Annotated in this window: 21 protein-coding genes and 1 pseudogene; 10 read left to right on the top strand and 12 right to left on the bottom strand. The window is 70.5% G+C overall.

What is annotated here, in order from left to right; genetic code table 11:
* Window positions 1-67 precede the first annotated feature (67 nt).
* Together ACFWEP_RS06880 and ACFWEP_RS06875 are read right to left on the bottom strand one after the other, a co-directional pair.
* Window positions 68-1,384: an Ig-like domain-containing protein gene (locus ACFWEP_RS06880; RefSeq protein WP_387366708.1), complete on the bottom strand. Its 1,317-nt coding sequence runs from the start codon at window positions 1,382-1,384 to the stop codon at window positions 68-70.
* A gap of 242 nt (window positions 1,385-1,626) precedes the next feature.
* Window positions 1,627-2,850 (bottom strand): Ig-like domain-containing protein, encoded by a 1,224-nt coding sequence (locus ACFWEP_RS06875; protein ID WP_387366705.1) that lies wholly within the window; start codon window positions 2,848-2,850, stop codon window positions 1,627-1,629.
* 151 nt (window positions 2,851-3,001) lie between these two features.
* On the opposite strand from ACFWEP_RS06875, the gene glgX reads away from it, so the two are divergent.
* Window positions 3,002-5,296 carry a glycogen debranching protein GlgX gene (glgX, locus tag ACFWEP_RS06870; protein ID WP_387366703.1) on the top strand — a complete coding sequence of 765 codons (2,295 nt, stop codon included), beginning with the start codon at window positions 3,002-3,004 and terminating at the stop codon, window positions 5,294-5,296.
* On the opposite strand, the gene ACFWEP_RS06865 is transcribed toward glgX, so the two are convergent.
* On the bottom strand, window positions 5,273-6,145 hold the full coding sequence (locus ACFWEP_RS06865) for a DUF6461 domain-containing protein (protein ID WP_387366700.1): 873 nt from the start codon (window positions 6,143-6,145) through the stop codon (window positions 5,273-5,275). The genes glgX and ACFWEP_RS06865 overlap by 24 nt on opposite strands.
* Window positions 6,146-6,550: 405 nt before the next feature.
* On the opposite strand from ACFWEP_RS06865, the gene ACFWEP_RS06860 reads away from it, so the two are divergent.
* The gene (locus tag ACFWEP_RS06860; RefSeq protein WP_387366697.1) at window positions 6,551-8,359 is read left to right on the top strand and encodes an ABC transporter ATP-binding protein; all 1,809 of its coding nucleotides are present in this window, start codon (window positions 6,551-6,553) and stop codon (window positions 8,357-8,359) included.
* Window positions 8,356-10,245, top strand: coding sequence for an ABC transporter ATP-binding protein (locus ACFWEP_RS06855; RefSeq protein WP_387366694.1), 1,890 nt, complete (start codon window positions 8,356-8,358; stop codon window positions 10,243-10,245). The genes ACFWEP_RS06860 and ACFWEP_RS06855 overlap by 4 nt, the downstream gene beginning before the upstream one ends.
* Before the next feature lie 18 nt (window positions 10,246-10,263).
* On the opposite strand, the gene ACFWEP_RS06850 is transcribed toward ACFWEP_RS06855, so the two are convergent.
* The 3 genes from ACFWEP_RS06850 to ACFWEP_RS06840 all read right to left on the bottom strand — a co-directional run bounded on the left by ACFWEP_RS06850 (window position 10,264) and on the right by ACFWEP_RS06840 (window position 12,276).
* Window positions 10,264-10,617, bottom strand: coding sequence for an arsenate reductase ArsC (locus tag ACFWEP_RS06850; RefSeq protein WP_387366716.1), 354 nt, complete (start codon window positions 10,615-10,617; stop codon window positions 10,264-10,266).
* 130 nt (window positions 10,618-10,747) lie between these two features.
* Entirely contained in the window at window positions 10,748-11,866 is a 1,119-nt protein-coding gene (arsB, locus tag ACFWEP_RS06845; RefSeq protein ID WP_387366691.1) for an ACR3 family arsenite efflux transporter, read from the bottom strand.
* A complete protein-coding gene (locus ACFWEP_RS06840; protein ID WP_387366688.1) occupies window positions 11,863-12,276 on the bottom strand; it encodes an ArsR/SmtB family transcription factor in 414 nt (137 codons plus the stop codon). The genes arsB and ACFWEP_RS06840 overlap by 4 nt, the downstream gene beginning before the upstream one ends.
* Before the next feature lie 79 nt (window positions 12,277-12,355).
* On the opposite strand from ACFWEP_RS06840, the gene ACFWEP_RS06835 reads away from it, so the two are divergent.
* Together ACFWEP_RS06835 and ACFWEP_RS06830 are read left to right on the top strand one after the other, a co-directional pair.
* Window positions 12,356-12,835, top strand: coding sequence for an ArsI/CadI family heavy metal resistance metalloenzyme (locus ACFWEP_RS06835; protein ID WP_387366685.1), 480 nt, complete (start codon window positions 12,356-12,358; stop codon window positions 12,833-12,835).
* A 453-nt stretch (window positions 12,836-13,288) separates the two neighbouring features.
* Window positions 13,289-16,702 (top strand): tetratricopeptide repeat protein, encoded by a 3,414-nt coding sequence (locus ACFWEP_RS06830; protein WP_387366682.1) that lies wholly within the window; start codon window positions 13,289-13,291, stop codon window positions 16,700-16,702.
* Window positions 16,703-16,905: 203 nt separating this feature from the next.
* On the opposite strand, the gene ACFWEP_RS06825 is transcribed toward ACFWEP_RS06830, so the two are convergent.
* Window positions 16,906-17,388, bottom strand: a complete 483-nt coding sequence (locus ACFWEP_RS06825; protein WP_387366679.1) for a MarR family winged helix-turn-helix transcriptional regulator — start codon at window positions 17,386-17,388, stop codon at window positions 16,906-16,908.
* Window positions 17,389-17,427: 39 nt separating this feature from the next.
* Here ACFWEP_RS06825 and ACFWEP_RS06820 point away from each other — a divergent pair, with 39 nt between their 5' ends.
* Window positions 17,428-18,351: a haloalkane dehalogenase gene (locus ACFWEP_RS06820; protein WP_387366714.1), complete on the top strand. Its 924-nt coding sequence runs from the start codon at window positions 17,428-17,430 to the stop codon at window positions 18,349-18,351.
* Window positions 18,352-18,421: 70 nt separating this feature from the next.
* On the opposite strand, the gene ACFWEP_RS06815 is transcribed toward ACFWEP_RS06820, so the two are convergent.
* The 4 genes from ACFWEP_RS06815 to ACFWEP_RS06800 form a co-directional block, all read right to left on the bottom strand.
* A complete protein-coding gene (locus ACFWEP_RS06815) occupies window positions 18,422-18,760 on the bottom strand; it encodes a hypothetical protein (RefSeq protein ID WP_387366676.1) in 339 nt (112 codons plus the stop codon).
* Entirely contained in the window at window positions 18,757-19,260 is a 504-nt protein-coding gene (locus ACFWEP_RS06810) for a hypothetical protein (RefSeq protein WP_387366673.1), read from the bottom strand. Before ACFWEP_RS06810 ends, ACFWEP_RS06815 begins: the two co-directional genes overlap by 4 nt.
* Window positions 19,261-19,480: 220 nt before the next feature.
* Window positions 19,481-19,975, bottom strand: coding sequence for an NUDIX domain-containing protein (locus ACFWEP_RS06805; protein ID WP_387366670.1), 495 nt, complete (start codon window positions 19,973-19,975; stop codon window positions 19,481-19,483).
* 74 nt (window positions 19,976-20,049) lie between these two features.
* The gene (locus ACFWEP_RS06800; protein ID WP_387366667.1) at window positions 20,050-20,244 is read right to left on the bottom strand and encodes a hypothetical protein; all 195 of its coding nucleotides are present in this window, start codon (window positions 20,242-20,244) and stop codon (window positions 20,050-20,052) included.
* 152 nt (window positions 20,245-20,396) lie between these two features.
* On the opposite strand from ACFWEP_RS06800, the pseudogene ACFWEP_RS06795 reads away from it, so the two are divergent.
* The 4 genes and pseudogenes from ACFWEP_RS06795 (at window position 20,397) to ACFWEP_RS06780 (ending at window position 22,492) form a co-directional block, all read left to right on the top strand.
* A pseudogene (locus ACFWEP_RS06795) lies at window positions 20,397-21,234 on the top strand (helix-turn-helix domain-containing protein).
* Entirely contained in the window at window positions 21,234-21,437 is a 204-nt protein-coding gene (locus tag ACFWEP_RS06790) for a DUF397 domain-containing protein (RefSeq protein ID WP_387366664.1), read from the top strand. The pseudogene ACFWEP_RS06795 and the gene ACFWEP_RS06790 overlap by 1 nt, the downstream one beginning before the upstream one ends.
* Window positions 21,438-21,740: 303 nt before the next feature.
* Window positions 21,741-21,944, top strand: a complete 204-nt coding sequence (locus ACFWEP_RS06785) for a DUF397 domain-containing protein (RefSeq protein WP_387366661.1) — start codon at window positions 21,741-21,743, stop codon at window positions 21,942-21,944.
* Between the two features lie 50 nt (window positions 21,945-21,994).
* Window positions 21,995-22,492 carry a hypothetical protein gene (locus ACFWEP_RS06780; protein WP_387366658.1) on the top strand — a complete coding sequence of 166 codons (498 nt, stop codon included), beginning with the start codon at window positions 21,995-21,997 and terminating at the stop codon, window positions 22,490-22,492.
* 85 nt (window positions 22,493-22,577) lie between these two features.
* Here ACFWEP_RS06780 and ACFWEP_RS06775 read toward each other — a convergent pair whose 3' ends face one another.
* A complete protein-coding gene (locus ACFWEP_RS06775; RefSeq protein WP_387366655.1) occupies window positions 22,578-23,771 on the bottom strand; it encodes a MarR family transcriptional regulator in 1,194 nt (397 codons plus the stop codon).
* Window positions 23,772-23,901: the final 130 nt, after the last annotated feature.

Raw genomic sequence — 23,901 nt, 5'->3', positions numbered from 1 at the left:
AGCCGGATCGTGCCGACGTTGTCGCGTACTTCGAGGGTTACGGTCATGGGAGGCAGGTTAACCGCCGCTAACGCGGAGGGACCCGGTGCCGTTGGTCACAGCGCCGGGCCCCTCCGTACGGCGGGATCCACTTGATCCACTCGGACCAGTCCATGTTCCAGCCGTTGAGGCCGTTGTCCGGGGCGATCGTCTTGTCCTTGGAGTTCTTCACGACGACGACGTCTCCGATGATCGACTGGTCGAAGAACCAGCCGGCCGGGGTGCTGCCGTCGTAGCCGCCGCGCACGTCCCGCAGCCCGACGCAGCCGTGGCTGGTGTTGGTGGTGCCGAAGATGCCGGAGCCGCCCCAGTAGTTGCCGTGGACGAAGGTGCCCGAGGTGGACAGGCGCATCGCGTGCGGCACGTCCTTGATGTCGTACTCCCCGCCGAAGCCGACCGTGTCCCCGTTCATCCGGGTCACCCGGAGCTTCTCGCTGATGACCATCTGACCGTTGTACGTGGTGGTGGCCGGGGCGCCCGCCGAGATCGGGATGTCCTTGAGCTTCTCGCCGTCGCGGACGACGACCATCCGGTGGGTGGAGGCGTCGACCGTGGAGACCTGGCTGCGGCCGATGGTGAAACTGAAGGTCTTGGCCTGCTTGCCGTAGACGCCCGGCCGTCCCTCCACGCCGTCGAGGTTGAGCTCCACCGTCACCTTCGTGCCGGCGGCCCAGTACTTCTCGGGGCGGAAGTCGAGGCGGTCGTTGCCGAACCAGTGGCCCTCGATCGGCACGCTGGGCTCCGCCTTGACCGTGATGGCCTTCTCGACGGCGGCCGGGTCGGTGATGCCCCGGGTGAAGTTGATGGAGACCGGCATGCCGACGCCGACGGTCGAACCGTTCTCCGGCGTGTACTGCCCGATGAAGGTGTTCTTGGGGACCAGCGTGGTGAAGGTGGTGTCCTTGGCGGACTGACGGCCCTTGGAATCCTCGGCGATGGCGTGCACCGCGTACTTGGTCGACGCGGCGAGGTGGCGTTCCGGGGTCCAGCTGGTGGCGTCCGCGGAGAGGGCGCCCTCCACCTCGGCGCCCTGGGCGTCGGCGACCTTGACCGAGGTCAGCTTGCCCTTGGTCGCGGATATCTTCAGCGCTCCGCTGGTCTCCACGGAGGTGGCGCCGTCGGCCGGTGCCACGGTCACGACCGCCTCGGAGGCGGCCGTGTCCTCGACCTTGCCGCTGCCGCCCTTGCCGCCGGCGCCGGTGCCGCTGCCCGCACCGCTTCCGCCGCAGGCCGTCACCAGCAGAAGCAGTGCGCCGAGCAGCAGCGCGAGGATTCCGGGGCCCCGGCGCCCGCGCGTTCCCCCGCCGGTTCCGGCCGCACGTCCCCGTATCGCTGTTCCGCTCATCGTGGTTGTCTCCCCTCGCGCGGCCTGGCCCGATCGGACCCCGCACACCCCCGCGCGTCGAACATGCGCGCCTATCGAGAAGAAAACCACACGGCCGTTTGCGAGGAGGTCCCGCGGATGTCACCGTTCAGTCCCAAGTTCACCCGGAACATGCGCAGGTGACAGGGGGTACGGAGGTGCTCACGGAGCCGCCCCGCCCCCGTCCCGGAGAGGGATCCGGGACGAGGTCCCGGCACGAGGACTCAGCGCAGGGCCGAACCCGCTTTCCACCTCTTCCAGTCGAGGTTCCAGCCACTGAGTCCGTTGTCCGGGGCGACCGTCCTGTCGTCGGAGTTGACGACCTCCACCACGTCGCCGACGAGGGTGCGGTCGAAGAACCAACCGGCCGGCGCGGAAGCGCTGCCGCCCTTCTCGTCCCTCAGCCCGATGCAGCCGTGGCTGACGTTCTCGGAGCCGAAGGTCTCCTCGGGCGCCCAGTAGTTGCCGTGCAGGAAGGTGCCGGACTCGGTGAGCCGGATGGCGTGCGGCACGTCCTTGATGTCGTACTCCCCGCCGAAGCCCACCGTCCGGCCGTCCATCCGGGTCACCTCGTGGAGTTCGCTGACCACCATCTTCCCGTTGTACGTGGTGGTCTTCGGCGCCCCCGCGGTGATCGGCACGGTACTGACGAGCTCGCCGTCCCGGCGCACCTCCATGGTGTGCTCGGCCGCGTCGACCAGGGAGATCTGGGAGCGGCCCACGGTGAAGCGGACGCGCTTGTTCTGGCTTCCGTACACGCCGGGTGAGCCCTCCACGTCCCGCAGCCCGATGTCGACGGTGACCACCGTGCCCGGCTTCCAGTACTTCTCCGGCCGGAAGTCGAGCCGGTCCTTGCCGAACCAGTGGCCGGACACCTCCACGGCGGGGACGGCGGTGACCTTGATGGCCCGCTGTACCGCGGCACGGTGGGTGACGGGGCTGCTGAAGTCGAAGGAGACGATCATCCCGGTGCCGACCGTCGAGCGGTGCTCCGGTTTGACGTAGCCGATGAAGTGGTGCCCCGGGACGAGCGTGGTGAAGGTGGTGTGCCGGGCCGACCTGCGCCCGGCCCCGTCCACCGCCACCGCGTCGACGCTGTACTTCGCGGCGAGCCGGAGGCGTCCGGTACCGCCGGTGGGGGCCCACCGGCGGCCGTCCTCGGAGATCTTTCCGGTGATCCGGCCGCTCCGGGCGTCCTCGATCTGCGCCACCTCGACGCTCTCCAGGTGCCCGTCCGGGACCTCCACCTCCATGCGGGTGGAGGCCGGGACGTTCTTCGCGCCGTCCGCCGGGAGAATCCGGATCACGTCCTCGGGGGCGCGCGCCTTCCCGTTGACGAAGGGGATGTGGCCGGTGCAGCCGGTCAGTACGGCCGCGAGCGCCAGTAGTCCTGCCCATGTCAGCACGGCGGCCGGACCGGTCCGTGCTCTCTTCGCTGTGTGAGTCACGCACCCCCCAACGACCAGGGTCGCTCCGGGGAAACGTGAGTGTGGGCCTCCCGGTGGGCAGAACAGGGGGGAGGACTTCACCGGGAGGCCGCGGCCGGGACGCCGCGCGTCTCCCGTTCTGCCCGTCCCCACGAGCCGCAGGAGGCCGGGAGTGTCGAGCGCAGCCGAGCAGGAAGCCGTGCAGGAGCCGGTACGACCGGTGCGCGCGGACGACGGGGCATCGGGAAACACCACCCGTGTGCCGCGGTCCGGAGCCCCCGCGGGGGGCCCGGACGGAGCCGTGCCGCCCCCGGTGTGGCCCGGCGCGCCCATGCCGCTGGGCGCGCGGTTCCGGGTGGGCCCGGACGGGGTGGCCGGTACCAACTTCGCCCTGTGGGCGGGCGGGGCGGAGGCCGTCGAGCTCTGCCTCTTCGACGGGGCAGGGCACGAGACCCGGTGCCGGCTGACCGAGCTGACCCACGAGATCTGGCACGGCTTCGTGCCGGGGGTGCGTCCCGGCCAGCGGTACGGCTACCGCGTCCACGGCCGCTGGGACCCGTGGACGGGGGCCCGCTGGAACGCCGCGAAGCTGCTGCTCGACCCGTACGCCCGTGCCGTGGACGGCACCTTCGCGCTGCCGCCCGAGGTCTACGGCCACATGCGGGACTGGCCGCAGCAGCACGTCGCCGACACCGTGCGCGACGAACGCGACTCGGCGCCGTTCGTGCCCAAGGGGGTCGTCGTCCACGACGATCTCCCGGGCGGCGAGGACGAGTGGATGGACGACCGGCGTCCCAAGACGCCCTGGGCCGACTCCGTCATCTACGAACTGCACGTGCGCGGCTTCACCAAGCTGCACCCCGGCATCCCGCCCGAGCTGCGCGGGACCTACGCCGGTCTCGCCCACCCCGCCGCGATCGAGCACCTGAAGCGGCTGGGGGTGACTGCGGTGGAGCTGCTGCCGGTGCACCAGTTCGCGCACGAGGACCATCTGCTCCGGCGCGGGATGCACAACTACTGGGGCTACAACTCGATCGGCTACTTCGCCCCGCACGCCGACTACGCGGCGAGCGGCACCGCCGGGCAGCAGGTCGGCGAGTTCAAGCGGATGGTGCGCGCCCTGCACGACGCCGGGATCGAGGTGATCCTGGACGTCGTCTACAACCACACCGCCGAAGCGGGCGAGCTGGGCCCGACCCTGTCCATGCGGGGCGTCGACAACCGCGGCTACTACCGCCTCCAGTCCGACGCCCGCCGGTACGCCGACTACACCGGCTGCGGCAACACCCTGCACGTGGTGCAGCCGCACGTGCTGCGGCTGATCACCGACTCCCTGCGGTACTGGGTGACCGAGATGGGCGTCGACGGGTTCCGCTTCGACCTGGCGGCGGCGCTGGCGCGCTCGATGCACGACGTGGACATGCTCTCCCCGTTCCTCGCGGTGATCGCCCAGGATCCGGTGCTGCGCCGGGTCAAGCTGATCGCCGAGCCGTGGGACGTGGGCAACGGCGGCTACCAGGTGGGGGCGTTCCCGCCGCTGTGGACCGAGTGGAACGACCGCTACCGCGACGCCGTGCGCGACTTCTGGCGCGGCGCGCTGGGGGACGTCCGCGACCTCGGTTACCGCCTGTCCGGCTCCAGCGACCTGTACGCGTGGGGCGGGCGCCGCCCGTACGCCTCCGTCAACTTCGTCACCGCGCACGACGGTTTCACCCTGCGCGACCTGGTGAGCTACCACCACAAGCACAACGAGGCCAACGGCGAGGACAACCGCGACGGCACCGGCGACAACCGCTCCTGGAACTGCGGCGCGGAGGGCGAGAGCGACGACCCGGAGATCAACGCGCTCCGCCGCCGCCAGCTGCGGAACCTGCTCACCACCCTGCTGCTCTCCACCGGGGTGCCGATGCTGGTGGCGGGTGACGAGATGGGGCGTACGCAGGGCGGCAACAACAACGCCTACTGCCAGGACAACGAGATCAGCTGGGTGGACTGGTCGCTCCTCGACGACCCGGGCTGGCGCGGGCTGACCGAGCTGACCGCCCGGGTGCTGCGGCTGCGCCACACCCATCCGGTGCTGCGCCGCCGGGCCTTCTTCTCGGGGCGGCCCCAGACCGCGGACGGGCTGCGGGACCTGGCCTGGTTCACCCGGCACGGCGAGGAGATGACGGCCCAGGACTGGTACGCGCCCGCCGCGACGCTCGGCCTCTTCCTCTCGGGGCGGGACATCCCGGGCCGGGACGCGCGGGGCGAGCAGATCGTGGACGACAGCTTCCTGGCGATCCTGCACGCGGCGGAACGCCCGGCCGACTTCGCTCTGCCGGGCCCTCCGTGGGCCGCCTCCTACGAACTCGTCCTCGACACCTCGCGGGAGGACCAGGCCGAGGCACCCGGCACGGTCCACCCGGGCGGCACGGTGCTCAGGGTGCCGGGGCGCTCGCTGCTACTGCTGCGGGTGACTGCGTAGCGGGCGCAGCCCTGTGCCTGCTGGGTCCACGGGCTCCGGCAGGACGCCGCTGGTGCGGAACTCGCCCTGGGCGGCGGCGCGGTTCACGCCGCTCCGGCGGTCCCACCACCGGGGGTCGGTGGCCCGCTCGTACGCGGCGCGCAGGCCGGCCGGAATCAGGCGGAGGCGTTCGTCGGGGAGAGGGCTGCCGTTCGCCGCGGCCCAGGCGTGGATCTCCTCGAAGTCGGCCGCCGGGGAGCCCATGACCGCATACACGGGGAGGCGGTCCCCGGCCAGGGCGGTGCGGGGCAGGGAGAGACCGAAGCGCTCCTCGAAGACGGCCAGGCTACGGCGGCCGTGCCCGTCGCGGTCGTGGATGCCGGGGTCGTGGAGAGCCGCGCCGTCGGGGCGCAGGATTCCGGCGGCCACGAGTTCCGGCAGGAGCGGATCGTCCCCTTCGCCGTACCGGTGGTACTCCTCGCACAGGCCGAATCCGGTGACCGTGCGGCCGTCACGGCCGTACGAGACGTGGGTGGGCGGATGCTCGGAGTTGTGGTGGTAGTGGACGGCTTCCACACCGTTGCGCGAGACCTCGTGCAGCTTGTCGAGGTAGGGGCCGTAGGTGATCGCGAAGGCCCAGCCGGCGTGCTCACCGACGCGGACGACGGCGCTGCCCGGCCCACGGTGGGGATGGGCGTCGATGTCGAGGCCGGTGATCTCGTCGTCGGTCATCGCCTCCGCCGCCGAACCGGCCCGCGCGCCCATGCGCACCGCCAGCTCTTCGGCACCGATGCCACGGGCGAAGTGCACGTCCAGCATCCAGCCGGAGCTGGACGTCCTGCCGACCATCCACTGAAGACCATCGCCCACGTTGTTCTCCCAGGAGGAACGCCCACACTGTCCGGTACTCGACGAGGCTAAAGCGTGTTGCGGAAGTAGCGCCGTCCGCCCGGAGGGCGGGTCCGGCGGCGTCCGGTGCGTGCGATCGCAAGGCGGAGGGTCGCCCCGATACCGGATGTATCGGGGTGATCCCGACAACGCGGCGAGCGTGCGTGCCGGGCGTCGCCGGACAAGCGGGACTTTCGCAACACGCTTTGAGCGTTTTGCGGAAGCAGCGCCGTCCGCCCGGGCGCCGCCGGACAGGCGGGACTTCCGCAACACGCTTGAGGACGTGTGGCAGTTCCCGGCCTCTCGCCGTCGGTGCGGAGCCGGAGCTTTCGAACGGTCGGAAAACCCGGTGGGGGTTGTCAGTGGTGAAACATAGGATCGCCCCTGATGCCCCCGAACCCCGCAGAGCGCACGGACCGGTCCACCGTGCGCTCCCTCAAGCGCTTGTGGCCCTACCTCCGTCCCGTACGTGCCCGCTGGCTCTCCGCCGCGTTCGTCGCCGTGGTCGCGTCCTGCCTCGGGCTGGTCATCCCGTTCGTACTCAAGTGGATGGTGGACGGCCCGGTGGCCGACCGTGACCCGGGCGGGGTCTGGCTGGGGGCGCTGTGGCTGCTTGGCCTGGGCATCGTGGAGGCGGTGCTGTTCGGGCTGCGGCGGTGGCTGGTGGCCCGGCCGCTGGCCGGGGTCGAGGCGGGCATGCGGGCCGACCTGTACCACCGTCTCCAGCGGCTGCCGATGTCCTTCCACGACCGCTGGCCCTCCGGTCAGCTGCTGTCGCGCGGCACCACCGACCTGATGCTGGTGCGCATGTTCCTGGCGTTCCCGCTGACCTTTTTGCTGGTCAACACGGCAACGATCGTTGTCGGGTTCGTCATCCTGTTCGTCCAGGAGTGGACGCTGGGGCTGGTGCTGCTCGCTCCGGCGGTCCCGCTGATGATCCTCAGCTCGCTTTTCGAGTCGAAGTACTCCCTCGCGGCGCGCACCGCCCAGGACCAGGTCGGCGATCTGACGACGGTCGTCGAGGAGAGCGTGCTCGGCATCCGGATCGTCAAGGGGTTCGGCCGGCACCGCAGTCAGGCGCGGGCGTTCCGGGAGCTGTCGCACCGGCTGCGCTCCACCGAGCTGACCAAGGCCCGGCTGCTGGCGGGGATCTGGGCGCTCATCACCGGGGTGCCGGAGCTGGCAATCGGCGCGGCGCTGGTCCTCGGCACCGTTCAGGTGGCGGACGGCGGCCTCTCCGCGGGGACGCTGGTGGCGTTCCTGTCGACGGCGCTCGCGCTGCGCTGGCCGGTGGAGTCGATCGGTTTCCTGCTCGCGATGAGCCAGGAGGCGGCGACCGCGACGGACCGTTACTTCGAGGTCATGGACGTGGCGGAGGAGAGCGGGCTCGCATCCGGGGCCGCCTCCGTCGCTGCGGGCGGTACCGCACCCGGGATGGTCTTCGAGGGGGTCTCCTTCCGCTACCCGGACGCGGCCCCGGATTCCGTGCCCGTGCTCGCCGGGATCGATCTGCACGTCCGGCCGGGCGAGACGATGGCGCTGGTCGGGGCCACCGGTTCCGGCAAGACGACGCTCACCGCCCTGGTGCCCCGGCTGCACGAGCTCACCGGCGGACGGATCACCCTGGACGGCGAGGACATCGTCTCGATGGAGCGGGCACGGCTGCGGTCGCTGGTGTCGGTGGCCTTCGAGGAGCCGACGCTGTTCTCGGCCACGGTCGGCGAGAACGTGCTGATGGGCGCGGACGGCGCCGACGACGAGGACCTGAACCGTGCCCTCGACGTCGCCCAGGCCCACTTCGCGCACGAGCTGCCCGAGGGCACCCGCACTCAGGTCGGCGAGCAGGGGCTGAGCCTGTCGGGCGGTCAGCGTCAGCGGCTCGCGCTGGCTCGCGCGGTGGTCGGCCGGCCCCGGTTCCTGGTGCTGGACGACCCGCTCTCCGCGCTGGACGTGCACACCGAGGCCCGGGTGGAGGCTGCGCTGCGGCAGGTTCTGAAGGAGACCACGGCGGTGATCGTCGCTCACCGGCCGTCCACCGTGATGCTCGCCGACCGTGTCGCGCTGCTGTCCGGGGGCCGGATCGCGGCTGTCGGTACTCATCAGGAACTGCTGCGGGCGAACGCCGAGTACGCCTGGCTGATGTCGGGCGCCGAACGGCCCGGCATCACGGTCGCCGAGGAGGCCACTACCCCATGACCAGTACCACCACCGCCGACACCCCGTCCGCCGACGGCACCGGGCCCGCCGACAGCATTCCGGGCACGACCGGCCCGGGGGCCGCTCCCGAGTCCGGTGACGCGTTCGACCGGGACGCCCTGCCCACCCCGCAGGGCGCCACCGGCGCCCTGCTCGCCTCGCTGCTGCGGCCGTTGCGCGCACGGGTCCTGGTGACCGTGGTGCTGCTGCTCGTCCAGCAGGCCGCCGTGCAGGCGGGCCCGCTGCTCGTGGCGTACGCGATCGACCGCGCGGTGCCCGCGTTCCGGGACTCCGACCACGGTCCGCTGATCGCGGTGGGCGTCGGCTACGCGCTCTGCGCGGCGGGCGGCGGCTACCTCCAGTACGCCTTCATCCGGGGCTCGGCGCGTATCAACCAGGATGTGCTGCTGGACCTGCGCGGCCGGATCTTCCGGCACGCGCAGGCGCTGAGCGTGGACTTCCACGAGCGCTACACCTCGGGCCGGCTGATCTCCCGGTCCACCACCGACGTGGAATCCCTGCGGGAGCTGCTCAGCGAGGGCCTCCAGGAGCTGATCACCGTGGTCCTCTCCTTCGTCTTCATCTCGGGGATGCTGCTCTGGCTGGACTTCGGCATCGGGTCCATCGCGGTGCTCTCCTTCGTGCCGCTCTATCTGCTGGTGCGCGTCTACCGGGCGCGGGCGGGCCGGGCGTACGCGGTGCGGTCCACCGCCACGGCGGCGGTGATCGTGAAGTTCGCCGAGACGATGAACGGCATCAGGCCGGTGCGGGCGTTCCGCCGCGAGCGGGCCAACGACGCCGTGTTCGAGACGCTCAACCACCGTCACGAGCGGTCCAACGGCGACACCCTGCTGGAGATGGCCCGTTACGTGGTGGGCTCCCGGCTCGTCGCCAACATCGCTGTCGCGGGCATGGTGCTGTGGGGTGCCTACCGGGTGGCCTCGGGCACCCTGGCGCTGGGTGTGCTGGCCGCGGCGGTGCTCTACCTGCGTCGGCTGTACGACCCGATCGACCGGCTGGCGATGTTCCTCAACTCCTGGGAGTCCGCCGCCGCGTCCCTGCAGAAGATCGCGGGCCTGCTCGCGCAGACCCCGTCCGTGCCCGAGCCGGCAGCCCCGGTGGAGCTGCCCGCGCTGCGCGGCGAGCAGCCGGGCCGGGAGGTCGTCTTCGACGGGGTCCGGTTCGCGTACCGCACCGGCGGCGAGGTGCTGCCGTCCTTCGACCTGACCCTGCCGGCCGGCCGGACGGTGGCCGTGGTCGGTTCGACGGGTGCGGGCAAGTCGACGCTGGCGAAGCTGCTGGCCCGGTTCTACGACCCGACCGACGGCCGGGTGCTGCTGGACGGCGTCGATCTGCGGGATTTGTCCACGCCGGAGCTGCGGCGGGGTGTGGTGATGGTGACACAGGAGGCGTTCCTGTTCTCCGGGACGGTCGCGGAGAACATCGCGATCGGCCGCCCGGACGCCACGCCCCAGGAGATCGAGCAGGCCGCGAGGGCGATCGGGGCGCACGAGTTCATCGAGAGCCTGCCGGAGGGGTACGACACCGACGTACGCAAGCGGGGCGGCCGGATCTCCGCCGGGCAGCGCCAGTTGGTCGCGTTCGCGCGGGCGCTGCTGGCCGACCCGGCGGTGGTGATCCTGGACGAGGCGACCAGCTCCCTGGACATCCCCGGCGAGCGCGCGGTGCAGCGGGCCATGGACACGGTGCTGCACGGCCGCACGGCGGTGGTGATCGCGCACCGGCTGTCCACGGTGGAGATCGCGGACCGGGTACTGGTGATGGAGCACGGCCGCATCGTGGAGGACGGTTCGCCGGCCGAACTCATCGGCGGCGAGGGTCGGTTCGCGGGGCTGCACCGGGCGTGGCGGGAGAGCCTGGCCTGAGCTCCACGCTCCTGCCGGTCAGGACACGTCCGGCAGGAGCTCGGTGAGGAGGCCCCGTACCCGGCGCTCGATCTCGTCGCGGATCGGCCGGACCGCGTCGACGCCTCGGCCGGCGGGGTCGTCGAGCTGCCAGTCCAGGTAGGTCCGGCCGGGGAAGACGGGGCAGGTGTCGCCGCAGCCCATGGTGATGACCACGTCCGATGCCCGTACGGCGTCGGCGGTCAGCACCATCGGGGTCTCGGCGGACAGGTCGATGCCGACCTCCGCCATCGCTCGTACAGCGGCCGGGTTCACGGCGTCGGCCGGTGCGGAACCGGCGGAGCGGACCTCGACCCGGCCCTCGGAGAGGTGGGTGAGCCAGGCGGCGGCCATCTGGGAGCGGCCCGCGTTGTGGACGCACACGAACAGCACGGACGGCCTGGCCCCCGGCACCGGCTCGGACACTGACACTGACTCGGACACTGACTCGGACACGGGCACGGGCTCAGACACGGGCACGGGCTCAGACACGGGCGGAACCTTCCGGAGCGGTGGCAGGTACGGCTGCCGGGCCGCCGGTCCCGGGGAAGCGGTGGCGTACGGCGAGGGCGACATGGACGAGGCCGATGAGGACGGGGACCTCGATGAGGGGGCCGACGACTCCCGCGAGGGCCTGGCCGGAGGTGGCGCCGAAGGTGGCGACGGCGACCGCGATGGCGAGCTCGAAGTTGTTGCCCGCAGCGGTGAACGCGAGCGTGGCCGCCTTCGGGTAGTCGAGTCCGAGCGCGCGGCCGGCCGCCAGGGACCCGGCCCACATCACCGCGAAGTACACCAGCAGCGGCAGCGCGATGCGGACGACGTCCAGCGGCTTGGAGGTGATGGCGTCGCCCTGGAGGGCGAAGAGCACGACGACGGTGAACAGCAGCCCGTACAGGGCGAACGGTCCGATCCGGGGAACCAGCTTCGTCTCGTACCAGGTACGCCCCTTGGCTTTCTCGCCGAGGCGCCGGGTGAGGAACCCGGCCAGCAGCGGGAAGCCGAGGAAGATCAGTACGGATCGGGTGATCTCCCACACCGACACGTCCAGGGCGGTCTGCTCCAGCCCGAGCCATCCGGGCAGCACGCCGAGGTAGAACCAGCCCAGCGCCGAGAACGCGAGGACCTGGAACACCGAGTTGAGTGCCACCAGGACGGCGGCGGCCTCACGGTCGCCGCAGGCCAGGTCGTTCCAGATGACCACCATGGCGATGCAGCGGGCCAGGCCGACGATGATCAGCCCGGTGCGGTACTCCGGCAGGTCGGGCAGGAAGATCCAGGCGAGCGCGAACATCAGCGCCGGGCCGACGACCCAGTTCAGCACCAGGGACGGGACGAGCAGGCGCCGGTCGCGGGTGACGGTGGAGACGCGGTCGTAACGGACCTTCGCGAGGACCGGGTACATCATCACGAGCAGGCCGAGCGCGATCGGCAGCGAGACCCCGGTGACGGTCACCTTCGCGAGCGCGTCGCCCAGCCCCGGTACGAGGCGGCCCAGTCCGAGGCCGGCGGCCATCGCGCCGAGAATCCACACGGCGAGGAACCGGTCCAGGAACGACAGCCGCCGGGCGGCCGGCTCCGCGTGCGCCGTTCCGCCCCCGCTCACGAAGAGGTCCCCGCGGAGGCGGGCGGGAGCGCCCCGGCAGGATCGGCGGGGCGGGAGAGGACCTGGGCCAGCTGGTCGGTCATCTCGGGCAGCAGCCGGTAGTACACCCACGTCCCGCGCCGTTCCGAGTCGATCAGCCCGGCCTGCTTCAGCAGCTTCAGGTGGTGGGAGATCGTCGGCTGCGACAGGTCGAAGGCCGGGGTCAGGTCGCAGACGCAGACCTCCCCGCCCGCCCGCGAGGCGATCATCGACAGCAGGCGCAGCCGCACGGGGTCGCCCAGCGCCTTGAACACCTTCGCCAGCGCCTGCGCACGCTCCTCGTCCAGCGGGGTGGTCAGCAGACCGGGGCAGCATTCCCCGGCACGGCCGGCACCGTCTTGGCCGATCACCACGAGCTCTTGTTTCGACATGCTTCTATATTGACGTTTCTCGATTCAGGATGCAACCTTGAATCGACAGACATCAATACAACCTGATCGGGGAGACACCATGTCCCGTGTCCAGCTCGCGCTCAACGTCGCGGACCTCGAAGCGTCCGTCACCTTCTACTCCAAGCTGTTCGGTACCGAGCCCGCCAAGCGGCGCCCCGGCTACGCGAACTTCGCCCTCACCACCCCGCCGCTCAAGCTGGTCCTCATCGAGGGCGAGCGCGGCCAGGAGACCCGCCTCGACCACCTCGGTGTCGAAGTCGGCGGCACCGACGAGGTCACCGCCGCGACCACCCGTCTCAAGGAGGCCGGGCTCGCCACCTTCGAGGAGAACGACACCTCCTGCTGCTACGCCCTCCAGGACAAGGTGTGGGTCCACGGCCCCGGCAAGGAGTCCTGGGAGGTCTACACCGTCAAGGCCGACGCCGACCGGCTCGGCAAAAGCCCCGCACTCGCGCCCGGCGGGGACACCTGCTGCGCGGAACGGCCGGAAGCGGGCGACGCCGTGACCCCGGCGGCAGGGTGCGGCTGCGGCGGGTGAGGCGCGCCGCCGGCCAGAATCACGCGACGTGGTCGCGGGGTGCGCGACACACCTCCGACGCCGCCTGCCGCATCCGGGCGAGACGTCGCGGGCCAGGGCTCCTGACCCCTGCGCTCGGACGGACGCCCGGAACCTGCGCCCTCTCCGCCTTCGCAGGGGCCCCGTGGGGCCGACGAATCACCTACGAATCCTTCGCGGGGACCCGTACGACCTACGAACTCCGTAGCTCTGGCCGAAACAAGCCCAGAAGGCGGGCAGCCTGCGGCGCTCGGCTGACAGGTGCGGGCCTGGACAGGACACTGGTGGCCTGTGTCCGGTGCGAGAAGTGTGGGCCCGCGCAGTGCCGTTATCGGGGCGATGCGGGCAAGTGACGGGGGTACGGGGATGTCGGGGTCGGAAACGCGTGGCCTGTCTCGGGGAGCATTGATCCGGCAGCGCGCGAAGGCTCGATTCGTGGGTCGGCGTGCGCAGTTGGCCCTCTTCACGGAGAACCTGTCGAAGAACCCGCAGTCCGAGGAGGATCCGGCGGACTTCCTGTTCCATGTGCGCGGTGTGGGTGGCGTGGGGAAGTCCACGCTGCTGCGCCAGTGGCAGGAGGCGGCCAGGCGTGCTGATGCCGCGACGGCGGTGGTGGACGAGAACGATGTCCACGGGGTGCGGCAGGCTCTGACCGAGCTGGCCCGGCAGCTGGCGGCGCAGGGCGGGCCGTGCAAGGACTTCGACAAGGCGGTCGAGCAGTTCCGTCGGGAGCAGGCGACGCAGGCCGAGCCGACGCCCGCGGAGGGTGAGGCGTCGGTGTCGAGCCGGGTGGTCACGCAAGCCGCCTTGGGAGCGGTCTCGTTGATTCCGGGCGCGGGAGTCGTGACGGCGATGGCGAATCCGGATGCTGCCGCCCAGGGGCTGGACCGGATTCGGTCGGCGTCGCGCTCCCGTCAGCAGCGGCGCGGTGGCCGAGGCGACGAGACGGGGCTGAGCCGTGCCTTCGTCGCCGAGTTGGAGCGGCTGTGCCGTCGGCAACGATGGGTGGTGCTGTTCTTCGACACGTGGGAGCAGACGGCTCAGTACCTGGACGGGTGGCTGCTGAGCCTGTTGGACGAGGAGTTCGGCCCGGTGCCGGCGAACCTCGTCGTCGTGCTGGCCGGCCGTGACGAGTTGCCGGAGCGGGAGTGGGCGCCGCTGCGGGACCAAGTCGCGGACGTGCCGTTGGAAGTCTTCACCGCGACGGAGACCCGCTCGCTGCTGACCTCGCGGGGCGTGACGGATACGTCGGTGGTGGAGGCGGTGCTACAGCTCTCGATGGGACTTCCGCTGCTCGTCGAACTCCTCGCCCTGGCACGCCCGCACACGGTCGAGGACGTCGACGCGGGAGGGGACATCGCGGACGTGGCCGTCGAGCGTTTCGTCCAGTGGATCACGGACCCGGACAAGCGTGACGCCGTGCGGGCGTGTGCCCTGCCCCTTCAGCTGAACGAAGACATCTTCGCCGCCGCAGCGGGCCCTGCGGCGGAACCGCTGTGGGAGTGGCTGTGCGGGCAGCCCTTCGTCAACGGCCGCAGCGGCTACAAGCATTATCACGCGGTGGTCCGCGCGAGCATGGTCCGCCAGCAGCGCACCCACTCCCCGCAGGGCTGGGCTTCGGCGCACGCCCAGCTAGCCGAGACCCATGCCGCCTGGCGCGCGGCTGTCGAGGAGCGTCTCCCCGAGGCCAAGCGCTGGGAGGACCCCACGTGGCGCCGGCACCGCCTCGACGAGACGTACCACCGACTGTGCGCCCACCCGGGGGGCACCGGTCTGCCGTCCGCTCTCGAACACGTGGTCCATGCCGCAGGTCAGGACTCCGCCGTACTGCGGCAGTGGGTCGAAGCACTGGAGCAAGCAGCGCAGGACGCCGCGGATTCCTCCCTGCTCCACTGGTCAGAGCGCCTTCGGGAGGCTCTCACCGACGACGATCCCGCTCTCGCCTGTCTCGGAGTCCTGCTGTCCCACGACCGGCTGAGCGCCGAGAGCAGGAGCTGGGCGTACACCTACCGAGGCATCCACCTCTACCTCTGCGACCGGGACGAAGAGGCGCTGTCCGAGTTCGACCGGGCGATCGCGCACAACGACCTTAACGCCCACGCCTGGGCCCGGCGCGGAGAGACTCATCGATGGCTCGACCACCACGATCAGGCCGTCGCCGACCTCACCGCCGCACTCGAACTCAAGCCCACCGACGACTGGGCACTCGCATCACGCGGACAGGCACACATGCGGGCCGGCCGCTACGACCAGGCCATCACCGACCTCACCGCCGCACTCGAACTCAACCCCACCTACACCTGGGCACTCGCAGCACGCGGAGAAACCCACCGACAGTCCGGACGGTACGACCAGGCCCTCACCGACTTCACCGCGGCACTCGAACTCGACCCCACCTACACCTGGGCACTCGCCTCCCGAGGACAGGCCCATCGACAGTCCGGACACTACGACCAAGCCGTCACCGACCTCACCGCCGCACTCGCACTCGACCCCACCTACGACTGGGCACTCGCAGCACGCGGAGAAACCCACCGACTGGCCGGCCGCTACGACAAGGCCGTCACCGACTTCACCGCGGCACTCGCACTCGACCCCGCCTACACCTGGGCACTCGCATCCCGAGGACAGACCCACCGACAGTCCGGACGGTACGACCAAGCCGTCACCGACCTCACCGCCGCACTCGAGCTCAACCCCACTTACGACTGGGCACTCGCAGACCGCGGGGAATCCCACCGCCTGGCCGGCCGCTACGACCAGGCCGTCACCGACTTCACCGCTGCTCTCGCACTCGACCCCGCCTACGCCTGGGCACTCGCCTCCCGCGGACAGGCACACATGCAGTCCGGGCGGTACGACCAAGCCGTCACCGACCTCACCGCGGCACTTGAGCTCAACCCCACCTACGACTGGGCACTCGCAGACCGCGGGCAATCCCACCGACTGGCCGGCCGCTACGACCAGGCCGTCACCGACTTCACCGCCGCACTCGCACTCGACCCCGCCTACACCTCGGCGCTCGCATCACGGGGAGAGGCACATCTGCGGGCCGGCCGCTACGACGAGGCCGTCACCGACCTCACTGCCGCACTCGCACTCGACCCCGACTACACCTGGGCACTCGTATCACGGGGAGAGGCACACATGCGGGGCGGCCGATACGACGAGGCCGTCACCGACTTCACCGCCGCACTCGCACTCGACCCCGACTACAACTCGGCGCTCGCCTCCCGCGGAGAGACGCACCGCCAGGCCGGCCGCTACGACGAGGCCGTCACCGACCTCACCGCCGCACTCGCACTCGACCCCGACTACGCCTGGGCACTCGCCTCCCGCGGACAGGCCCACCAACAAGCCGGCCACTACGAGGAAGCCGTCACCGACCTCACCGCCGCACTCGAACTCAACCCCACCTACGACTGGGCACTCGCCTCACGCAGCCAAGCGCACCGACAAGCCGGCCATCGTGACAGAGCGAGGACAGACGTGGAGCAAGCTGCCGAAACGCATCCCGGGGCCCTCTCGTGCACGTTCGAAAGACTCATGCTCGAGACTGTGGAGGGGCGGTTCGTGGCGTGTACGGAGCAATGGCGTCAGTTGCTCACGCCCCCCTTGGGCCCACCGGATGACACTCTCGCCGCGTTCCTCAACTTGTTCAGGTCCCTGCTTGTCGACACGGAAAGCAGCGTGCGGGCGGCGACTGAGGAGTTGCTGGCCACACACCCGGGGCGTGGTGACATCGCAGATCTGCTCACCTATTTGGTCGAGCTCTTCGCGGTGGCAGAGGGGGTGGGAGACCGCGCCCGGCAGTGCCATGACCTGATCGTCGAGCATTCCTCGGCTTGAGTCGCCACCGGTTCTTCCCGGCCGAGGTCAGATCGTGTCCGCGAGGGGCGTTCCTGTCGACCTCCAGGCCCGGGAAAACGCGCCCGGTGGTGATGAGCACGGCAACTTCCGCTTCACGAACGGGTGTTCACCGTCTTGGCCTCGGCGTCGATGCCGTGCGCGGGTCCACGTCATGCGGACCACCATGGCAGGGCGAGGCTCGTTCACATCGCCTGGCCGTGGTGATCCACCAGTGCGGCGAGCAGCCGGGCCAACTGATCGCGTTCCGAAGGGGTCAGCGGTGCGAGCACCTCGTCTTCCACTCGGGCGAGCAGTCCGTCCAGCTCAGGAAGTCGCCGGCTTCCCCGTTCGGTGAGGACGATAGTGTTCTGCCGACGATCGGCGGGGTTGGGTGAGCGTTCCACCCATGCGCGATCGGCCAGTTCCTTGATCACCGCGACCATGTCGCTGCGGTAGATCCCTGTACGGCTGCTGAGCTCCGCCTGACTGGCGGGTCCGAACTCGTCCAGGGTGGCGAGCACCGCGTAGTGCCACTTGCGGGCGCCCGCGCGCGTCAACTCCTCGTTCACCAGGCGATCCGACTGGAGCGCGGCCAGCGACAGAAGCCTGGTCCGCAGATTGCGCAGCCGCGCGGCACCGGGCCGCCGGTCGGCCGAACGCCCCGAGTCGGGCGTGCTGTTACTCATGCCGCGATCCTACCGTTGCGTTAGTCCCACTAACAATCTATCTTCGTCAAGCCAGCGAACGTTAGTGGGACGAACGATACGGAGTACGTCATGCCAGTGGCGAACGTTCTGGATTCGACGATGTTCTACGAGGACGCCGGCAGCGGCACGCCCCTCGTCTTTCTGCACGGCAACCCCGGCTCGTCCCATCTGTGGCGCGAGGTGTTGCCCGCGGTGGACCTGCCCGCCCGCCTGCTGGCCCCCGACCTGATCGGCATGGGCCGCTCCGGCAAGCCCGAGGTGCCGTACCGGTTCGCCGACCACGCCCGCTACCTGGACGACTGGTTCGACCGGTTGGGCCTGGACGAGGTGGTGCTCGTCGGCCACGACTGGGGCGGCGCGCTCGCGTTCGACTGGGCCGCTCGCCACCCGGACCGCGTCCGTGGCGTGGCGTTCTTCGAGACCATCGTGCGGCCGATGTCCTGGAACGAGCTGAGGGACGGACCGCGCTCGCGCGCCCTGGCCATGCGCGGTCCGCAGGGTGAGGCGCTGGTGCTGGACCAGAACTCCTTCCTGGAATCGGCTTTCACCGGCGGGGTGCTGAACCCGGTGGGCGAGGAGGACATGCGCGTCTACCGGGCTCCGTACCCGACTCGGGAGAGCCGCCGCCCGATACTGGAATGGGCACGCTCGCTCCCGCTGGACGGGGAGCCCGCCGAGGTCGCCGAACGCGTCGGGCGGTACGGCACGTGGCTGTCGGACAGCGGCGAGGTACCCAAACTGCTCCTCACCTTCGACTCCTCGCCCACCTTGCTGATCGGCAAGGAGATGGCCGACTGGTGTGCGGAGAACATCGCCGCACTCGAAACCCGGCACTGCGGCCCGGCCGGTCACCACGCACCTGAGGACCAGCCCCGGGCCATCGCCGACGAGATCGGCGCATGGGCTCGACGGCACGCTCTGACCGGCGACCGGCAGGGCTGATCACAGGACCACCACCCTGCCGCACCCCAGGGCGGCGCGCGAGGTCTGCCCGGGGGAAGGAGAAGCGCGGTCAGTCGTGGAGCATGTCCACGAAGTCCCACGAGTGCCCCGGAGGATGACCGGCGTACAGGTGGCAGGGGTCCTGCCGAATCCCGGGGAGTGTCCGGTCGGCCACTTGGCACGGTGGCATGACCGCGTACGTGACGTGGTCGGCCTCGTTCCAGTACGCCCAGACGTCCCCGTCTTCGAGCCCGAGGTAGTCGAGGTGGTCCGCGTGAGCACCGTCGTGGTTCCGGGCGAGTTCGCAGGTCACCGAGCGGGGTACGTCGGCCGGAAGAGGGCGGTCGGCCGTGTCCGCCCATGGCGCCCGCCGCGTGTCGTTGCAGTGGAAGTACCGCGCTTCCGTCATGGCGTGTCGCCCCGGTCGTCCACGTGCCGGTCCGCGTGCCCGTTCGCGTGCTCGTCGGTGTCCTCGCCCGTGAACGTGTCCGCACGCTCGTCCGGGAGGAGGTTGACGGCCCGGCGGGCGGCCTCGTCCAACAGGTCACCGAGCGGGTCCGTCACGTCCCAGGAATGGCCCGGCGGATGCCCAGGGGGCAGAGTGCACCGGTCCACGCTGTGGGGCAGGCTGATCAGCCACGTGACGGCACGGCACGAGCGGGACTCCGCGAACCGGGGCGGCAGACCGTCGTCCCAGTACATCCAGAGGTCGACTTGGGAGCCGTCCTCGGCGCCCCCGATGAAGGCGGCGTGCTCGACGTCTTCGGCATGCTCGCCCAGCTCACAGAGCGCGTACTCGTCGAGTAAGGAGAGGTGGTCGACGGGCTGCTCGGGCGCTCCCTTCATGGCGGTCAGAAAGACCAGCGCGTCGATCTCGGGGATACGGCAGACAGCGGTGCATTGCAGCACGAGAGGCCTCACGGGAGTTTCGTGGACAGGTGGAATCCCCGCCCGACCCGGCGGGACGGGCCGAGCGGGGCTCGCACCCGCACTGCGGGGACCACGTGGCAGCGGGGTGGGGCCGGGCCGGCGGACAGGTGTTGCGGAGTGCTCCGGCTCCGGGGCTACGGCCGGGGCTACGGCTCCGGAATGAGCCGATCGGGGCGGCCGGAAGGCGGCCCTCAGGAGGTCATGCGGCTACGAGACCGTTCAGCAACAGCGGCTGCTGCCCGTGCTCGAAGGCGGCCGCGGCTTGACGGATACGCCGGGCCACAAGACCGGCCGCGACGAGCTCCACCTGGTCCAGTGGCACCCAGCGGAGTTCGGCGACCCGGTCCTCCGCACCCTCGGGGACGGCCACGCGGGCGGCTTCCTCCGCGCTCAGCGTGCCGCCGTCACCGACGACGTCGAACCCGTTCGCGGAGCGGCTGCCCCGGGGAGCCGGGATCAGGTCGAGCGCGGCAAAGAGCGTCAAGTGCCGTACGAGGCCTGTCACTTCCTCCAGATCACGGGTGGCCGCTTCAGCCACGGTCTCCCCCTCGTACGCCACACCGCCGGGGAGACCCCACTCGCTCTCACGGGGAGCCTTGACCAGCAGTACGGCCCCGGTGGGGTCACGCACCAGGACGGTGGCGCCGACCCGCCGGACGGGGGTGGGCAGTTCGATGCCGTCGTTCTGTGCCACTGGTTTCCCTTCCACTCCGCCGCCACAAGGCCCCGCCAACTCCTGGACCACTGGGTCACGCACGCTCGGCGTCCTCACAGCACGTCACCCCGACTCCGGGCGTTGCAGCGGGCGTTCTCGGCCCGCAGTCGCTCCATCGGGGTCGCCGGCCGGACGAGTCCGGGTTCGGCTTCCCATTCGAGCCCGCCACCGAGGGGGCGCAACGACCAGTAGGGGCCCGCGACTCCTCGGAACTCGCCGATGCGGCCGTCGCGGCCGGTGTCGACCATCAGCCTCCCGACCGCCGGCGACGGAGAGGCACCATCAGGCGCATGCACGACCACTCCTCTCTGTAGCAGTTTGGCTACCAAGGGTGCTCAGAGTGGCCTATCGTTGGGATGTCCTCAACCCGCTAGGCGCGAAGGGAGGGTTACGCCCGACCATGGTGAACCGAAGAGAGTTGAACCCCGAGGCGAGCCCGGAGGCGGCTTATGGCGCACGTCTCCGGCGGTTCCGCGAGGACCAAGGGTGGACACAGGACGTGCTGGCCGCGAAGGGTGCGTACTCCAGTAGGCATATCTCTGCGGTGGAAACTGCCCGCAAGTCGCCAACCCTTGGGTTCTCAAGAGATGTTGACGTGGCCTTCGGCACGGCCGACACTCCCGATTCGTTCGAACGCGAGTGGCGCGAGATCCGGCAGGGGTCGCTGATCGAAGGCTTCCCGGAGTACGTGTCCCACGAGGCTCGGGCGGCAGAAATCAGGCTGTACGAGGTCGGGGTGATACCGGGCCTTCTGCAGACACCGGCCTACGCGTCAGCCATCCAAGGGGGTGAGGTCAAGCGCGGAGCTGCGACACCGGAGCAGGCCGAGGAGCGGGTGGCCCTGGTGGCGCAGCGGCAGGAAGTGCTGGTGCGCCGCCGTCCACCCCTGGTCTTCGTAGTGCTGGACGAAAGCTGCATCCGCCGCCCCGTGGGGGCCCCTGCCGTCTGGGACGCGCAGCTGGATCGCCTGTTGGAGTTCGCCGACCTGCCGAACACCGCGCTGCAGGTAGCACCGTTCGCCATGGGAGAGCGCCGCGCCTGCACCCTCCCTGTGACCGTGCTGACGCTTCCCGACCGCTCCCTCATGTCATGCGGAGTCGTCCCAGCGAGGGCACCTTGAGCGCGAAAGCCGTTACGCGCTGGCGATGTTGACGGCCTACCATCAGTTGCAAACCGAGGCGCTCTCCCAGGCAGCGTCTCTGGACATGATCGAACAGGTACGAAAGGGCACCCCGTGATGACCGAGTCCCCCCGTTGGTTCAAGTCCTCGTACAGCAGCGGCGGCGGGCAGTGCGTCGAGGTCGCTGTCAATCTTGCCGCCTCGCACAACATGGTCCCCGTCCGCGACTCCAAGGTCACGAGCGGTCCGGTCCTGGACATCTCCGCCACTTCCTTCGCCGCGTTCGTCGCAGGCGTCAAGTCCGAAGGGTTCGCCGGCTGACCACCGAGCGACCCTGCCAGCAGCGGATAGCCCCACCGTGTTTTCGCGCGGTGGGGCTGTCTGCTGACCGGCGGCGAGACCCGCTGAAGGTGCTAGTCAAGAGTCGGCCTGCCACGTCGGTCACTCGCCGTCGGGGACCGTTCTGCCCGCACGCCGACTCCCCGCCTTGCACCGATGGCTGAATCCCGCAACACGCCTGCCTTCGAATGCTGTTGTCGACCTACCATCAGGTGCCGCGATCCGAGGAACTCTCGCGGGCACCATCCTTGACCATGATCGAGCCGTACGGAAGGGAACCCTGTGATGACTGAGTCCCCCCATTGGTTCAAGTCCTCGTACAGCAGCAACGGCGGCGACTGCGTCGAGGTCGCGGCGAACCTTCTTTCGGTACACGGCATCGTCCCCATCCGGGACTCCAAGGACACGAGCGGCCCGGTTCTGGACGTCTCCGCCACTTCCTTCGCCGCGTTCGTCGCAGGCGTCAAGGCCAGAGGGTTCGTCGGCTGACCTGGGACGCCGCGCTGAAGCGGCTCCTCGACGACGTGTACACCTTCGCGATGACCGGCCCCCGCCGGGCCGAGGACTGGGGCCAAGATGTCCTGGCCGTCATGGACCGGACGATCGCCGACCCCCGGGGCTGGTCGTCGCAGGTGTGGCGGATAGACGAGGAGGGACGGGAGAACGACCGTCCGTCGTTTCCGTTCCTGCCGCCGACGGCCGCGCAGGTGCGTGCGTGGACCTACCCCATCACAGCATCTGCCGCCGCCGAGCTGCTCGCTTCCCTGACTCAGGAGTGGTTCTTCGAGATCCGTCCCGTCCGGACACGCCCCGACAAGGACCACGTGATGGCCGATGCCCGGACGGTGCTCAGCAGGTTCGGTCCCGGCGCCGCCTTCCGTACGTCCTCCGATCTGGCCCGCGACTCCGCCTCGCCGGACTTCCTCGCCGGTGATCTCTCGGGCGGAAGGGCCTTCACCAGCCACATGATGGACGTCGGGCTGATCGCCGTGAGTACGAAGGAGGTCGGCGTCTTCTGGTCGTTCAACGCGAACTGAGGCCACCCCCACGAACCGGGGCCGACCGGTCCCGGTGCTCCCGTAATGACTGACCGTACGGACGCCGTGTGCGACGTCCTGGAGGTCACGGGGTGCGCATCAGGTTGCGGAGTCCGGCGACGAGGGCCGGGACGTCGCGTTCGACCGGGGCCGGGGCGGCGTCCGGGTCGGCGGGTTGCGGGGTCTGGTGGGCGGTGCGGCAGGGGGCGCAGAGGCCGTCCGGGAGTGCTTCGGCGCGGGCGGGGCGCCCGCAGTCGGTGCACTCGACCAGGAGCCCGCGCACTCGGGCGGCGGGAGCGCCGCCCTGGGCCGGGACGGGTGGCGGGGTGGGGGTCGGGGACAACCGGGGCGGCATCTTGTCGGTGAGGCGGCGGCGCGCCAGCCCGACGGGTGAGCCGACCTGCTCGGGGAGCCCAGCGGTGAGCGCCGAGGTCAGGTACCCGGCGCTGACACCCCGCGCGAACCAGGCGGCGGCGAGCGGCTCCAGTACCTCGCAGTCCGCAGCTGAGAGCGTCAAGCGAGGTTCACGGCGGCCCAGTTCGGCCAGGGCGACGTAGGCGGGCGAGGGGCCCGCGACGGCCGCAGGAGCACCGGCAGCCGAAGGAGCGCCAAGAGCCGCCTGCGGGACGGCAGGTGTCGCGGCAACCTGCGCGCCGTCCTGCGCCGGGGGCACTGGCGCCTCCGGGGCGGGGTCGGCCGCACCGACAGCTTCCGATGACTGATCCGGGGACGGAGGCCGGCCGGGGGCCGATTCGGCGGTGCGCTGTCGGGGGACGACGGGGCCGGGCCCGGAGGTGGGGCGCGGCTCGACGCAGGGCGCGCTGGGCTGTTCGGACGCGGTGGCTGCGGCTTCGAGATGGGCGGTCCACCACTCGTTGTCGTGGGCGGTGCGGGACCAGAAGGTCAGCGTCACCCACCGGCACGGGCCGTCTCCCCCCGTCCGCCTGCGTACGCGCCGCAGGTGCCCGGCCACACCGAGCGCCCGCAGGGCCGTACCGATGGCCATCTGCCCGTACAGGGGCAAGTCCTTGGCCAGCGACTTGATGTCCATCGAGGCACCATCGGGCAAGTGGTCCACATAGGCGGCGACATACCGCTCACGCTCCGGCAGGTACGCGAAGTCCCGGGCCCCGGGCGCGGCTTGACCGGAGACGGGCTCCACGGGCTGCACGGGCTGTACGGGCTGTACGGACTGCTTGCCGTAGCCGGTGTGGGCCCGGCGGTACGGCCGCGAAGCTGCGGGCGCGGGCAGGGCGGGACTAAAGTGCTGGGTAGCCATGAGATCGGTCTTTCTAGGTAGTCGATCTTTGGTGAGACCCCGGCCTGGTGCGCCAACACCGCGTCGGGGTCGATTCGTTGAGGGCACCGTAAGCACGCGTGACTCTCCGCCGCAACTCGCTCACCATTAG

Origin of the sequence: Streptomyces sp. NPDC060198 (assembly GCF_042728415.1) — a bacterium.
In the GTDB taxonomy this organism is placed as follows: domain Bacteria; phylum Actinomycetota; class Actinomycetes; order Streptomycetales; family Streptomycetaceae; genus Streptomyces.
Note: the sequence above shows the minus strand (reverse complement) of the source record. Positions and strands in the feature narration are given on the sequence as shown.

What these genes read in the sequence shown, in the direction of transcription:
- ACFWEP_RS06780 (WP_387366658.1), top strand. Translation starts at nt 21,995, where the DNA reads ATGACCGGCCCCCGCCGGGCCGAGGACTGGGGCCAAGATGTCCTGGCC.
- ACFWEP_RS06860 (WP_387366697.1), top strand. Translation starts at nt 6,551, where the DNA reads ATGCCCCCGAACCCCGCAGAGCGCACGGACCGGTCCACCGTGCGCTCC.
- ACFWEP_RS06880 (WP_387366708.1), bottom strand. Translation starts at nt 1,384, where the DNA reads ATGAGCGGAACAGCGATACGGGGACGTGCGGCCGGAACCGGCGGGGGA.
- ACFWEP_RS06840 (WP_387366688.1), bottom strand. Translation starts at nt 12,276, where the DNA reads ATGTCGAAACAAGAGCTCGTGGTGATCGGCCAAGACGGTGCCGGCCGT.
- ACFWEP_RS06825 (WP_387366679.1), bottom strand. Translation starts at nt 17,388, where the DNA reads ATGAGTAACAGCACGCCCGACTCGGGGCGTTCGGCCGACCGGCGGCCC.
- ACFWEP_RS06855 (WP_387366694.1), top strand. Translation starts at nt 8,356, where the DNA reads ATGACCAGTACCACCACCGCCGACACCCCGTCCGCCGACGGCACCGGG.
- ACFWEP_RS06800 (WP_387366667.1), bottom strand. Translation starts at nt 20,244, where the DNA reads ATGGTCGACACCGGCCGCGACGGCCGCATCGGCGAGTTCCGAGGAGTC.
- ACFWEP_RS06850 (WP_387366716.1), bottom strand. Translation starts at nt 10,617, where the DNA reads ATGGCCGCCGCCTGGCTCACCCACCTCTCCGAGGGCCGGGTCGAGGTC.
- ACFWEP_RS06815 (WP_387366676.1), bottom strand. Translation starts at nt 18,760, where the DNA reads ATGACGGAAGCGCGGTACTTCCACTGCAACGACACGCGGCGGGCGCCA.
- ACFWEP_RS06785 (WP_387366661.1), top strand. Translation starts at nt 21,741, where the DNA reads ATGACTGAGTCCCCCCATTGGTTCAAGTCCTCGTACAGCAGCAACGGC.
- ACFWEP_RS06835 (WP_387366685.1), top strand. Translation starts at nt 12,356, where the DNA reads ATGTCCCGTGTCCAGCTCGCGCTCAACGTCGCGGACCTCGAAGCGTCC.
- ACFWEP_RS06775 (WP_387366655.1), bottom strand. Translation starts at nt 23,771, where the DNA reads ATGGCTACCCAGCACTTTAGTCCCGCCCTGCCCGCGCCCGCAGCTTCG.
- ACFWEP_RS06790 (WP_387366664.1), top strand. Translation starts at nt 21,234, where the DNA reads ATGACCGAGTCCCCCCGTTGGTTCAAGTCCTCGTACAGCAGCGGCGGC.